This is a genomic window from Aeromonas sp. 75A, assembly GCF_051919425.1.
In the GTDB taxonomy this organism is placed as follows: domain Bacteria; phylum Pseudomonadota; class Gammaproteobacteria; order Enterobacterales; family Aeromonadaceae; genus Aeromonas; species Aeromonas veronii.
Map to the genome: position 1 here is coordinate 3,271,183 of NZ_JBQBES010000002.1, position 12,960 is coordinate 3,284,142.

A 12,960-nucleotide genomic window follows, 5' to 3' on the forward strand; every position below is an offset into this window, starting at 1 on the left:
AGTAAAAGCATAAATCATGCCATATCTAACACATTGAAATATATGGATTATATATTTTTGTGGTGTTTTTTACCATCTCCTGATAGGGTTAAAAAAACCATTTCTGGTAATAAATACCATGTTTGAAACATCATTGTTACTTGATCTCACTACTGAACTACCGCGTTCCGTTCGACAGGAGCGGCTGGTTTCCGCGATTCGAACTAATTTTGGTTGTAGTGCAGTTGGTTTATTGAAATTGGATGGTGATTGCCTTTGTCCTGTGGCAGTGGATGGCTTAGTGCATGAAACATTGGGGCGCCGTTTTGTCGTGGCACAGCACCCTCGTCTGGCCACTATTTTATCCAGTCGTTCAGCAGTGCGATTTGAACCGGAAAGTCTGTTACCTGATCCATATGATGGTTTACTGGACTCACAACGTGGGCTGCCATTACCCGTACATGATTGCATGGGGATCAGCCTCTATCTAGGAGGGCAATTGTGGGGCGCATTAACGCTAGATGCTTTTGAGGGTTTTGTTTTTGACGATGAAGCAGTTGATAAATTAACGCACAGTGCTTCTCTGACTGAAGTGGTGATACGTATGAGCCGTTTAGAAGAAGAGATTCTAGCGTTACGAGTTGGTAATCGAGCATCAGAAGCGTTATTGCTGGGTGAACAAAATACTAGTGATGGTGAAATCATTGGGCAAAGTGCGATTTTGCTGAAGTTATTGCATGAGCTGGATGTGGTAGCAGATTCCGAACTTCCCGTGTTGTTGCTGGGCGAGACTGGTGTAGGAAAAGAGCTATTTGCTCGCCGCTTACACAGTAAATCACCACGACATATTGCACCGCTGATCCATGTCAATTGTGCGGCATTACCAGAGTCACTCGCGGAAAGTGAACTGTTTGGTCATGTTAAAGGTGCATTTTCTGGTGCGATAAGCGATCGCCCCGGTCGATTTGAAGCAGCACATGGCGGTACGCTTTTTCTCGATGAGGTTGGTGAATTACCACTGACTGTGCAGGCTAAATTGCTACGCACGTTACAGAATGGCGAGATCCAACGACTCGGTACAGATCAGCAGCAGAAAGTCGATGTTCGGATCATTGCGGCAACCAATCGACAGTTGCATGAGCAGGTAAGAGAAGGGCAATTCCGGGCTGATTTGTACCATCGGTTGTCGGTTTATCCAGTGCCGATCCCTCCACTGCGGAAGCGTGATAACGATGTGTTATTACTGGCAGGGAATTTTCTAGAGCTAAACCGTGCCCGTCTTGGTTTTCGTAGCCTGCGATTATCACGCGAAGCAGAACAGGCTTTGTTTACTTATGACTGGCCGGGCAATGTACGCGAACTAGAGCATGTGATCAGTCGGGCTGCTTTGCGTGCACTCAGTCGGGGAGCTGTCAGAACAGAAATTGTCACATTGGAACCAGAGCATCTGGCATTGGATGCCAACGCGATTTGTTCGACAAAAACCGAACATATACTGTTGTCACAGGTTTCGCATGATGAACAGACTGTATCGCTAAAGATTGCCGTGGATGGTTATCAGCGTAAGGTTATAAGTCAGACTTTGGATGCCTGTCAGGGCAATTGGGCTAATGTGGCTCGTCGGTTAGTTCTTGACCCAAGTAATTTACATAAACTGGCTAAACGGTTAGGCTTAAAATAACGTTGATACCGTTAAATCTTTTCACGCGGCTTTCCCAGAAACCACTTGGTCAGAGACAGTTTGACATTCTCGAGAATCGTAGATATGACCGTGGCCATCAAGGGCGGGAGTCATCAGGATTCTTGCCATCTCTATCCTATCCACAAATGGTTCTATGTATAAAAACGCATCAGTTTATTCAGTTAAATCGGATTTAGAGATATGACCACTCCCCAGGCGAGCTCATTGGGCTTTAGAGGATGCATAGGAGCAGGCTGACCAACAGGGAAAGGTGTGCAAGGATAACCCCCTACAGCACGTTGAATAGGCTCTGGAATTGAAGCCAAGGTGGGTGCCTCAATGATGGTGGCATCGACCAAGGTGCCTTGAGTCATCATGACGCCTGCTTCGGCCAGCCAGCGATTGATGGTCTTGAACAATTGGCGGGCCAGTTGATGCTGCTCCAGCAGGTGGCGGAAATTCATGATGGTGGTGCGGTCCGGCAAGGCGCTATCCAGGGATAACCGGGCAAACAGACGCATGGAGGCGATTTCGTACAGAGCATCTTCCATCGCGCCATCGCTCAGGTTGTACCAATGCTGCATGCAGTGAATGCGTAGCATGGTTTCCAGCGGATAAGGTCGCCGGCCATTACCAGCCTTGGGATAAAACGGCTCGATGACTTCCACCATGTTTTGCCATGGCAGAATCTGCTCCATGCGGGACAAGAAAATCTCTTTTCTGGTCTGACGGCGCTTACTGCTGAATTCACTGTCGGCGAAGGTGAGCTGATGACTCATGATGAACCCTTTTTCATGGCTCCAGATGACAAACATGATCTCATATCAGGGACTTGTTCGCACCTTCCCTAACAATCGCCGTCTGTCAGCTGAATAGTGGGCAAGTTTTGACGCTATGCCCACAGTGCAGAATTTTTTAAATTGCCGTTAGTCAACGGCAGGATGCCAGTATAATAAAATACTATTATTTTAATATGCCTGCGTACATACAATCCGTTGTTCATCATTTTTTTAGTTTTTAGACAGACCTGTTATCGGTATTTACTATCCAAACTTACCGTTAGTTTTATTTTTTAACAATGATACAGTTTTTGCTCTGTAACCAGGAGGTAGTTTTTTTTCTAGGTCGGATTGTTTAAATCCAATAACCTCAGTTATCAGGTAGGTAATGGGTTTCAATCCCTGGAAAATATTCTTAGCTTCCTCAATGTTTAATTTTGTTTTTTTGTGAGATCTGATAATTTCATCACACAACGGACTTAGCATGTCGACCAGTGTCCCATCCTTACGTATAAGGTGGAAATTTAATGAATTACCATGTTCTGATGTCGAGGGGAGGTGGTTTATTTTTATCGGATCAGCAATAACACCTATGAACTCACCTATACGTCTATTTTGAATAAACCCAAATTCATCGCGATATTTTTCATCATCGGAAACTGATCTTTTTATAACGGGATAACCACCCCAAAACCCTCTGGCATGATTCGCGAGATAGGAATTTTTAACGTCATTTTGTTGCTGTTTAGCCCATTCGGTAAATTTTATCACTTCATCCTGTGTTAGACTTGAAATGAGTGAGTAATCAGAGTTTATATCAACAGTGCCAAGGTGCTCATGTTTGGATTTATATATTGACCTAATGGTTCCGTCCTTGAGTTCTAAATTTTCTTGAATGCTGATTGTTGTACTGAATGTGATTGTTTTTAAATTTGAATTCAATCTTGCTATTGCCATATAACTAACCTCATAATTTATTGTTTTTATTATTTTATCTTTAATAACTCAATGCCATTTGGGATGGTTCTTCCAGTCCAATCATCAATCCATTTGTTAGCGTTGTGAATTGACGTGACTAACTTCTCCTGATTGGATGATGTAATCACAACGATGTTTGGCGCCTGTGTCTCTGCATCCATAACGTACCCATCGGGTAGATTTGGTTCCAATCCGTGATTAACTGACTCAAAACCATTCTTGAATATACGTTTTAATGCAGCCGTTATCGCGGCTAAGAACTCCTCAATCACTGAATCGGAAGGTTTTTCTTTCCATTCACATGAAAAATTCAGTTGTAGCAGGCTATGAGCGTTAAATCGTTTATCCCTGTATATGTATGACTTAACCCTACCTATAATTTTCTTATATTGCTTTTGAGTACAGCGAACCAATGCTATGAAATTTTCTATATAAGTGTCACATTTAGATGTTAGTGATTTTTGGTTATGTTTTCTTTCATTTAAACTAACCTTTGATGCTATAGGGATGGTTTGTTTTAAATGTAAATTTGGCTCTGGTGAAATTTTATTGTATTTTTGAAGTTCAATTTTTATTTTTTGTTCCTCTAAATTGTGAGTACGTAACTCTAAAATTTTATCATCTCTAGTTGGTGAGTATGTAATACCCTGTTCTAGTAGCCTGCCCCAGGCCGCACGGCGGCGTTTAACATGCGTTCCTGAAATCCATATCAGTCCATCAACACTGTACATAATGCCTGTTGGGACACCATTTTTTCTACGCACGGCAACCATCACATTATAGCCCCGCAATTTTTTTACGAGTCCTGAGATGGTGCTCGGTCTACATTCAAACACTCTATCTAAAACAGATCTTATAAGATTTTTTGGATCTTGCTGGGCTGACAATGTTCCTCTACCAATGCCGGTTTTCATGTCTGTGATAGAATATTCAATTCCCCAGTTTTCATCGGGATTTTTTTGTTCAACGAGGCCAAGAATTTTTTCTATATCTCGCACCGCCTGTATGCAACGGTCATAATCGTTGTAGGTATTGACTAGAGTGCGATCTAGTTTTACGCGACATGCAACGATATGGATATGTTGGCAATGAGCGTCATTGTGTATTACAGAGGTCCATTTCGTGTCATTTCCATATCCCATCCGATCCATGAAAATTCGAGCTGACACGAACCAGTGATATGGGCTGAGGCTATCACCAGCAGGTAACGAAATTGAATAATGCGCACATTTCATTTCTCCAGAACCCAAATACAAATTCGCCTGCTGCTCTAGTTCTGTGAGCAGCCCACTGACATTATAATTTTTACCGCTTTCAGTGAGCGCCAACTCTGGGTAGCTGAATACATTTCCGCCAAGATAATTTATCTGTGCTGTGGCCTGTTTTTTATGATCTTTCTTTTTGTTGTTAGGATTTTTAAATGGAGAATTCCTGAATATATAATTTAGTCTCCCAGAAAAACCTGGCGTCAGATCAAAAACCTCACCGATCATGTTTGCCCTCCGCATGTGCTACGCCTGAAATATTTATCAGTAATTTATAGACGGATTGGATTTTCTGGAGGATCAAAACATTTTTGGAGTGATTATTTTTGACTTCATCAGAATGTAAATGGAGTCTACACTCCAAAATGAATTCGTTGATATCTGCCGTCAGCCTATTTAGCTGAGCTAACCAATGGATCAATTCTACATGACGGATAGCTGGTTCCGAGTCTATGTGTTTCTCGTTGAGTGCAATTGCGCGAACGAGTTCGCTAATTTTAGCTACCCCGGATGCATGGCATCGTGCCTGTAATTTCTGATATTCGTCCGCTGTAAACGAAACTCGAACTCGCAGGATGCGTTTGTCCGAGTCTATTTTTGGGGGTCTACCCCATTTTTGCCTTTTTATCATAAACACCTTCTTATAGTTGTTATTAGTGTTTTTGTGCCTATCTGTGATCAATAAGACCAGATAAGTAGCCACCTAAATATAGCTGGTAAGGAAAATTATCCAGAACATAATAATTTAAATGTAATCTGTCATAAATATTGATGTTAAGCCACAAGGAAAAGTCTAAATCAATAATCTTGTTTTAATTATTGCAAATTATAAAAATGATATCAACCCTCCCAATGAAATAATTATTGATTTCTAAAAAATTATTTATGAGTAAATTTCTAGGTTCGTAATTTTAGTTTTTATGATAGCTATATCAATGGCGTGATTGCTCATTTTTTGACCGCAATAAATGGTCGTATTTAAATTGATTTTACCGGTACGGATGGCGAAAACGGTTACAGAGAAATTTTGATCTGATAGCGGGTATTTCTACCACCCTCAGGCATTTTTTCAAGGCAGCCCGGGAATTCAGATAATAAGTGCGACACTCATGGTTAAGCGGTGAGAGGTAGTCAACTGCTGACGGTGGTACGCTTCAGCTCGCCAAAGTAGAAGCAGTATCACCATGAGTTATCAGCAGGTGACTGAAGGGCAACGATACCAGATATCGGCAAAGGATATCCGTTGCCGCCATGGCTCACTCCATTGGTGTTATCGTTCCACTGTCTATCGGGAACTGCGGCGTAACGCCTGCTAAGATAGCTATCAGCCTGGCTGCTGGCCGATCTTTGGCTCGGTGCTTTCTGGCAGATGGATTATCGGTAGCGTGAAATGGAACTCGGCTTGTCCAGCGATGGCGATTGTCAGCTGACAACGGAGTGATCAGTACATCAGTGCCCGCAGTCATCTGCATTATAAGTATCGTGAAATGGAAACCAAGCTGCTGGCTGGCAGCGATTGTCAGTTGACAACGAGGTGATCTGCGCCTCAGTAGTCGCTGGAAACCGCATTATCGGTATCGAGAAATGGAAACCAAGCTGCTGGCTGGCAGCGATTGTCAGCTGACAACGAGGTGATCTGCGCCTCAGTAGCCGCTGCAAACCGCATTATCGGTATCGAGAAATGGAAACCAAGCTGCTGGCTGGCAGCGATTGTCAGCTGACAACGAGGTGATCTGCGCCTCAGTAGCCGCTGGAAACCGCATTATCGGTATCGAGAAATGGAAACCAAGCTGCTGGCTGGCAGCGATTGTCAGCTGACAACGAGGTGATCTGCGCCTCAGTAGCCGCTGGAAACCGCATTATCGGTATCGAGAAATGGAAACCAAGCTGCTGGTTGGCAGCGATTGTCAGCTGACAACGAGGTGATCTGCGCCTCAGTAGCCGCTGGAAACCGCATTATCGGTATCGAGAAATGGAAACCAAGCTGCTGGCTGGCAGCGATTGTCAGCTGACAACGAGGTGATCTGCGCCTCAGTAGCCGCTGGAAACCGCATTATCGGTATCGAGAAATGGAAACCAAGCTGCTGGCTGGCAGCGATTGTCAGTTGACAACGAGGTGATCTGCGCCTCAGTAGCCGCTGGAAACCGCATTATCGGTATCGAGAAATGGAAACCAAGCTGCTGGCTGGCAGCGATTGTCAGCTGACAACGAGGTGATCTGCGCCTCAGTAGCCGCTGGAAACCGCATTATCGGTATCGAGAAATGGAAACCAAGCTGCTGGCTGGAAGCGATTGTCAGCTGACAACGAGGTGATCTGCACCTCAGTAGTCGCTGGAAACCGCATTATCGGTATCGAGAAATGGAAACCAAGCTGCTGGTTGGCAGCGATTGTCAGCTGACAACGAGGTGATCTGCACCTCAGTAGTCGCTGGCGACCCCATTATCGGTATCGTGAAATGAAATCCTGGCTGCTGGCCGATCTTCGGCTCGGTGCTTTCTGGCAGATGGATTATCGGTAGTGTGAGATGGAACTCGTCCTGTCCAGCGATGGCGATTGTCAGCTGACAACGGAGTGATCAGTACATCAATGCCCGCAGGCATTTGCATTATAAGTATCGTGAAATGCTTACAGTACATCAATCTCGGTATCAGCGATTTTTTCAGAATATCTCCCAGGCACAGGGTTGTTGTTTTCAACGGTTTTGTTGTAGTCACAACGAGAGGATTGAGATACCTGCTGGCTTCCTAATCGGCTGTCTGGGCGATGCGTTTGTGAGTTGTGACACCGACGATTTCCTAAATAAGGTCTCCTTTTCCTACAGGCCTCATGAGAGGACTGCCTAGTATCATCGCTACTCTGTGAGGGTCGACGGAGCACCGGATGTAGCGTTTGTGGGCAAACTTCTGGCCGAATGTGACGCATCTCCCTGATGCGTCTGATGACAACGAGTGTGGTTTCGTATGGATCCGCCTGGAGCTGAAACTGTACCAAACCAGCTCAGGGCGGTTTGTATGCAGTGATAAGGTGAGGTGTTTGACGTGTTCGAGTTTATTGCAAATCCAGGGCGGGCCATTGGGTAAGAGCAACAGCCATGCTATGGCTATGGCAGCAATGACGCAGGCGAGACCCCAAGGGCCTTTGCGATCAAATAAACTTTTTCAAGGGTTACCCTAGTCTCCCCACGTTCGATTTTTCCCATATGACCACGGTCTATACCAGCAATTAGCGCTAGTTTTTCCTGTTGCATACCTCGTGCAGACCGCAGTTCTCGTACATTTTTACCGAATGCAGTTGCGAGCATCGCCAGCTCAAACTCGTCAGAATCCATTTTATCTCCTCACTAGAGGATCTATGGTCTACGTTATACGGCGCACTGTACACGGCTGTGATTACACGCATATAATGACACTGCATATAAGCATCATTTCGAGGTGGAAAATGTCTAATCAGCAGATCGTTCTGAGCCAGAATCAAAAAAGTGGCACAGTGACACTAACCTTTCAAGATGCGGATTTCCTAGCCGCAGTAGGAGATTCCTTGAGAGTGGAGTCATTCCTACATGTTACTATCAATCAATCCGTATATGATGAATTTGTTAAGAGCTTGATGGCTTCGTTTGTTGCCGAATTTATGGATTTTAAGGAAAATTGGCCGATACCTCAGGAGCTAAGAAGGTGAACAAGTCTCTGACATAAAATGCTGGTGCTCATATGGAGTCGTTTCTCGGGGCCATTATTAGTTATGCTTGGTATTCCAGCCAGTCTACAGCCCTTGGGTGAATCACATAGGTCGACAGTGGCACAAGTTAGATAGACGGCTCTTATGTTCCGCGAGCGTCACTAGCACGCCCGAGCTTTTTTGCCGAGTACGGTATCTGCCTCCCAATTGCCAAACTGCTTCCGGCTATCGACGATGGCGGGACGTTCATCAACCGAGCGCTCGTCCTAGATGAAGGTGCGCTTGCTGATGCGCCAGATAGGCAGGTAACCCTCCTGGTGGGCATTACGACGTCGCTCTCGATAAAGGGTGGAGCGATGAACGACAATGGCTTGCGCAGTGGCGGACACTGGCACGCCTGCGCAAAGTACGCGGATATCTGGTATCGTTACCCCTCGGCCAACTGCTGATAACTCATGGTGATACTGCTTTTGCTTTGGCGAGTTGAAGAGTACCACAGCGTCAGCTGTTGGTTACTTCCCACCGTTTAACCATGAGTGTCGCACTTTTTATCCGACTTCCCGGTGCTCGGTACTAGCACCCATTGAAAAGCTATTTTTGCTTGTTAGCTGCATAGCTAATGATACTATATTGAACGTTTTTTGGTTTCCGTAGCTGAGTTTCTGTTCAGCTAATTAAAATTGAAAAAAAATAATGTAAATATTATGTTGTTATATTTGATTGCTCTATTATAGTGGATTGAAAATGGAAACTATATCTCCCCAGAAAAGCCAATTTATTATGGAAAGGGGCGCAGGGTCGATAAACTTTGATTACGACCAATTTTTAGTTGAAGACCTTTTGGACGAAAATTCGTTAGCTGGATTTTACGGGCCCAGCGGTTCGAGAAAATCGTTCATTATAATAGATATTGCCTGTCGGATTGCATCAGGAAAGAAGTGGCAGGGTCGGGAGGTAAAACAGGGTGCTGTAATCTATATTGCTGCCGAGGGAAGCAATGGCATGAAAAAACGCATGCACGCCTGGATTAATAAATACAATAATGGGCAAGACCTGGACAATCTGTACCGTATATCACAACCAATATTTGTATCACAGCCACAGGTTGTTACCGATTTGATTTTGGCTACAGAGAATGTTAAAAATGAAACTAATATGCCTGTAAGATTGATCGTTATTGATACGCTTGCACGCAGTTTTATTGGTAATGAAAACTCTGCTGAGGATATGGGGAAATTCATCGCTGGTTGTGATGAAATAAAATACAAAACTGGTGCAACAATTCTCATTGTGCATCACACAGGGAAAGACCTAGGTCAGGGTGCAAGAGGTGCCTATTCATTCAAAGCTGCATTAGACAGTGAGTATTTTATAACTAAGATAGAAGGCAATGGTACTATAACTACTAAATTAGAATGCACTAAAAATAAGGAGGGGAGTGACGGATTAAAAATGGAAATAAATCTACAGATCGAGGCTATAGGGAAAACTACAAAAGGAAAAACCATTGATACCTTGGTTGTCATAGACCATGATAGTCGTTTGGTCGGAGCCCCAAGTACTATACAAGATAAGAACAACCAGCGACCCCGTAAAGATAAAAAAACTAAAGAAATAGTTGATGAAAATTTCTAAAAATAATGGCCACAATATAAAGAATTTCGCTCTGGCTGCTCCTTTTTTAGGGCGAGTACCTAGGTTGTTCATGCCTATGCCAAGTGGTAAGCGTCCAATAAATATTATACTAGATGCTGAAAGTGGTCATGAAAAACTGCGTGTTGAATTGGCGGAAGGGCTTGATAGTTCAGACCAAAGCGTGCTTCTCGTATTAATCGCCCTAGCAGGAATTGATAGTAAAATAATTTCGTCAGCCAATACAGGGCCGAAGTCGAGTCTGTTGTGGAATGATTTGAATGTAAGTTTTGATGCTGAAACTGAACAATGCGCTTTAGTAACTACTACACAGACCGACATTTTAAACATTCTAGGGTGGAATAGATCGGGTCATGAATACAATAGGTTGAAGAAATGCTTAAATAGATTGAAGAATGTAAGTTTACTTATATCTAAGGGGGAGAGACAGTGGCGATCTGGGCTGCTGAGTTATCTAATTAACAACACGTCGGCAATTGGTGGGGAAGATATCGTCTATGTTGTTTTGAACTCCAAAATTGCAAGGGCGCTCGATGGGGGACAGTACGCTAGGATATGTTTGGAGGAGCGTCGTTCGCTTAGCTCAAATATAGCCAAGTTGCTTCATACATGGCTTTCATTCAATATCAATCATGGCTACCACTTATCTCCTTATATAGATACCCTAGTACAGCGGATTTGGGGAGAGCCATGCAAGCCTCACCAATCTAAATCAAAAACAGAGTATGAAAAAAAAGAGATAAGGCGTAAACGTGCTGAGATTGTTACTGCATTGAAGCAGCTCAGCGAGTTGGACGGCTGGAGAGTTCGGTTTAATGACAAGGTTGGCTCTAATAGGCAGGTTGAGGTGAAGCGTTTAAGAGTCATCAATGGGGCTGTAGAAAAGAGTAACCCATGACGTTAAAGCGATGTACGCCGTCAGCGTTAAAGCATGGTACGTGGCTACGTTAATTCATGGTACGAAAATTGATTGTGAAATCTCTTGCAGCCCTTGCCCTACAAGGGCTTCAGCCATTTCGTGTTTCAGCTGTTTAAGAATAACTTAAAGGATAGCCAATCTTATTAAGAAACCATACTTAGTTTCTTTATTGCTCAGTGTTTCACACAGAGCATCATGGATGGCCAGTTCCTTTTTCTGTTGGTTGTAAACTTATAGATGCTAATCTATGCGTTTTAAATTTAGTGGCCATGCACAGAATAAACACCGACCATGAAAATGGTATTATCACCCTTAGCCCCTCATCTTGAGATAAGTGGGTTCACATCATGATGTTCATAAAAAGACCACATCTTCATGGGAATGTCGTGTGCCTTCCAATTTGGGCTGGTGAACAATTAACGATTTCCATAAGTAAAAATTGTAATGCCATCTGTCCATAAAAAAGTCCCAGACCACATCCAAGAATTAATGCGGGTATCAATTTTTTGATAAAATTAAAATGAGGGCGAAGCCCAAAAATTTTAAAGCGAAGCGTCTAATAATACAAATCGAATAACAACGAAGTGGCAAGAGCGTGTGCGAAGCTAACACGCGGGTGTTTAAATTTTAATTTTTCTCAGATATCACTCACTAGCTATGGTAGTGATAGTGTTTTTATTCAATGTTAGAAATCTATCTATTTCCCTTTTTTATTTCTATCCAATTCAGCAGTCCGAATTCGTCTCATAGTTGCATGAGAGTAGTGCTGTTCGATCATTTTTACGCTGTTGCCGACCTGCGCAGCAATGTGTGCAAGCGGCTCTCCCCTAAGTATCTCATTAGTTATATAGGTATGCCTGAACCAATACAATGTTCCTTCAACCTCCATCTCATCAGCGAAAGATCGCCAAATCTCGGCAGGGCGTTTTAGTTCGAATAGGTACTGGGTTGGAGCCTTAGCTTTGGCTTCAGATATTTTTTCAAATCCCTGTATTTTAGCAAGCGGAGACATCACTTCAATTATAACCTGGCTCTCCTGCCCACTCCTTGAAATAATCATCTCACGGCCCTCTTTTATAGTACCCTCCAATTTCCCCTTATGTACTTTTAAGTAATAATCTTTTTCTGTTTTTAGATCATCCCATCTAACACCAAGTGCCTCATTCCCTGTTCTGATACCGGTTAAATAAAGAAACTTGCAATACAAGTTAAAAATCACTCTATCGGTGTTTGTTGGGGATAATGATTGCCATTTAGTTAGTTTATCAAAAATGGTTTTTACTTGATTAGGTTCCCAATAATCTCCTTTTATAATATTTTTAGTTTCTACTTTATTGCTCATGTCAGGGATCGAGCTTATGAGGGCTTGTTCTTTTGCTTCAAGCAAGATCCTTCTCAATACAATATGGATTGAATTGGCAAGTGATTTCCCTGGAGCATCATGAGTCTCACAGTATTTATTCCAAAACAGTCTAACTGATCTATCGTTGATGCTAGCAATCTCCTGCTCACCAAAATATGGAAGGAGGTGATTCTTGATCAAGCTTATGTAATATGTATCTATAGGTTTAGCGCGCTTCAAGTAGTATTGAACGATTTCATTCGCTATTGTTTTAAACGTAATCCCCTTTTTAAGCGCTACACCACTAGATAATTTAATTTTTAACATCAGTGCTATTTGATGTGCTTCGGACGTTGCATCTCGTAAGTCGAGTTTCCGTGTGCTCTGACGATAGTCATGAATGCCATCTGCTGGTTGGTGGACTCTACAGTGCCACCTGGCGCTGCCTTTTTGCTTGAATAGTGTTATGCCCCCGCCTAAGTCATGACGATTTTTGAACGTGCTCTGACTATCAGCCTCGATCCTCTCTGCCAGCATTCTAGCCAAGTCATGTACAGAAAATTTACTCAACACATCGATCAAATCGCTCATGAGAAGCCCCTAATACTCAACGCAGTCTCATACTAGCATTGTGTATAGTTCCATGGATATCAATTTTGAAATTGTTGTAAGTGGCTGAATTTA

At 43.2% G+C, this 12,960-nt stretch carries 9 protein-coding genes and 2 pseudogenes; 4 read left to right on the forward strand and 7 right to left on the reverse strand.

Features of this window, described 5'->3' with window-relative positions:
- The first annotated feature begins 118 nt into the window (after nucleotides 1-118).
- Entirely contained in the window at nucleotides 119-1,660 is a 1,542-nt protein-coding gene (gene norR / locus ACTG2T_RS15355; RefSeq protein WP_042655827.1) for a nitric oxide reductase transcriptional regulator NorR, read from the forward strand.
- Nucleotides 1,661-1,986: 326 nt separating this feature from the next.
- On the opposite strand, the pseudogene ACTG2T_RS15360 reads toward norR, so the two are convergent.
- The 5 genes and pseudogenes from ACTG2T_RS15360 to ACTG2T_RS15380 form a co-directional block, all read right to left on the reverse strand.
- Nucleotides 1,987-2,439 (reverse strand): annotated as a pseudogene (locus tag ACTG2T_RS15360) (IS5-like element IS5B family transposase); the annotation flags it as partial.
- 264 nt (nucleotides 2,440-2,703) lie between these two features.
- The gene (locus ACTG2T_RS15365; RefSeq protein WP_152985410.1) at nucleotides 2,704-3,396 is read right to left on the reverse strand and encodes a hypothetical protein; all 693 of its coding nucleotides are present in this window, start codon (nucleotides 3,394-3,396) and stop codon (nucleotides 2,704-2,706) included.
- A gap of 29 nt (nucleotides 3,397-3,425) precedes the next feature.
- Complete coding sequence (locus ACTG2T_RS15370) at nucleotides 3,426-4,910, reverse strand: relaxase/mobilization nuclease domain-containing protein (protein ID WP_157666808.1); 1,485 nt, start codon at nucleotides 4,908-4,910, stop codon at nucleotides 3,426-3,428.
- Nucleotides 4,900-5,313 carry a plasmid mobilization protein gene (locus ACTG2T_RS15375; RefSeq protein WP_376897455.1) on the reverse strand — a complete coding sequence of 138 codons (414 nt, stop codon included), beginning with the start codon at nucleotides 5,311-5,313 and terminating at the stop codon, nucleotides 4,900-4,902. The genes ACTG2T_RS15370 and ACTG2T_RS15375 overlap by 11 nt, the downstream gene beginning before the upstream one ends.
- A gap of 2,471 nt (nucleotides 5,314-7,784) precedes the next feature.
- On the reverse strand, nucleotides 7,785-8,012 hold the full coding sequence (locus tag ACTG2T_RS15380) for a helix-turn-helix domain-containing protein (RefSeq protein WP_081043428.1): 228 nt from the start codon (nucleotides 8,010-8,012) through the stop codon (nucleotides 7,785-7,787).
- Between the two features lie 110 nt (nucleotides 8,013-8,122).
- Here ACTG2T_RS15380 and ACTG2T_RS15385 point away from each other — a divergent pair, with 110 nt between their 5' ends.
- On the forward strand, nucleotides 8,123-8,362 hold the full coding sequence (locus ACTG2T_RS15385) for a hypothetical protein (RefSeq protein WP_058055950.1): 240 nt from the start codon (nucleotides 8,123-8,125) through the stop codon (nucleotides 8,360-8,362).
- Nucleotides 8,363-8,494: 132 nt separating this feature from the next.
- Here the strand turns inward: ACTG2T_RS15385 and ACTG2T_RS15390 are convergent.
- Nucleotides 8,495-8,780 (reverse strand): annotated as a pseudogene (locus ACTG2T_RS15390) (hypothetical protein); the annotation flags it as partial.
- A gap of 326 nt (nucleotides 8,781-9,106) precedes the next feature.
- Here ACTG2T_RS15390 and ACTG2T_RS15395 point away from each other — a divergent pair.
- Both ACTG2T_RS15395 and repC read left to right on the forward strand, forming a co-directional pair.
- Nucleotides 9,107-9,997: an AAA family ATPase gene (locus ACTG2T_RS15395; protein WP_005303807.1), complete on the forward strand. Its 891-nt coding sequence runs from the start codon at nucleotides 9,107-9,109 to the stop codon at nucleotides 9,995-9,997.
- Nucleotides 9,984-10,913 carry a replication protein C, IncQ-type gene (gene repC, locus ACTG2T_RS15400; RefSeq protein ID WP_081043429.1) on the forward strand — a complete coding sequence of 310 codons (930 nt, stop codon included), beginning with the start codon at nucleotides 9,984-9,986 and terminating at the stop codon, nucleotides 10,911-10,913. Before ACTG2T_RS15395 ends, repC begins: the two co-directional genes overlap by 14 nt.
- Before the next feature lie 718 nt (nucleotides 10,914-11,631).
- Here the strand turns inward: repC and ACTG2T_RS15405 are convergent.
- Complete coding sequence (locus ACTG2T_RS15405; protein ID WP_236290577.1) at nucleotides 11,632-12,867, reverse strand: site-specific integrase; 1,236 nt, start codon at nucleotides 12,865-12,867, stop codon at nucleotides 11,632-11,634.
- Nucleotides 12,868-12,960 lie beyond the last annotated feature (93 nt).

Bases quoted from the DNA above. Each gene is read 5' to 3' on its own strand.
- ACTG2T_RS15370 (WP_157666808.1), bottom strand. From the start codon at position 4,910: ATGATCGGTGAGGTTTTTGATCTGACGCCAGGTTTTTCTGGGAGACTA.
- ACTG2T_RS15380 (WP_081043428.1), bottom strand. From the start codon at position 8,012: ATGGATTCTGACGAGTTTGAGCTGGCGATGCTCGCAACTGCATTCGGT.
- ACTG2T_RS15375 (WP_376897455.1), bottom strand. From the start codon at position 5,313: ATGATAAAAAGGCAAAAATGGGGTAGACCCCCAAAAATAGACTCGGAC.
- ACTG2T_RS15395 (WP_005303807.1), top strand. From the start codon at position 9,107: ATGGAAACTATATCTCCCCAGAAAAGCCAATTTATTATGGAAAGGGGC.
- repC (WP_081043429.1), top strand. From the start codon at position 9,984: ATGAAAATTTCTAAAAATAATGGCCACAATATAAAGAATTTCGCTCTG.
- ACTG2T_RS15385 (WP_058055950.1), top strand. From the start codon at position 8,123: ATGTCTAATCAGCAGATCGTTCTGAGCCAGAATCAAAAAAGTGGCACA.
- ACTG2T_RS15365 (WP_152985410.1), bottom strand. From the start codon at position 3,396: ATGGCAATAGCAAGATTGAATTCAAATTTAAAAACAATCACATTCAGT.
- ACTG2T_RS15405 (WP_236290577.1), bottom strand. From the start codon at position 12,867: ATGAGCGATTTGATCGATGTGTTGAGTAAATTTTCTGTACATGACTTG.
- norR (WP_042655827.1), top strand. From the start codon at position 119: ATGTTTGAAACATCATTGTTACTTGATCTCACTACTGAACTACCGCGT.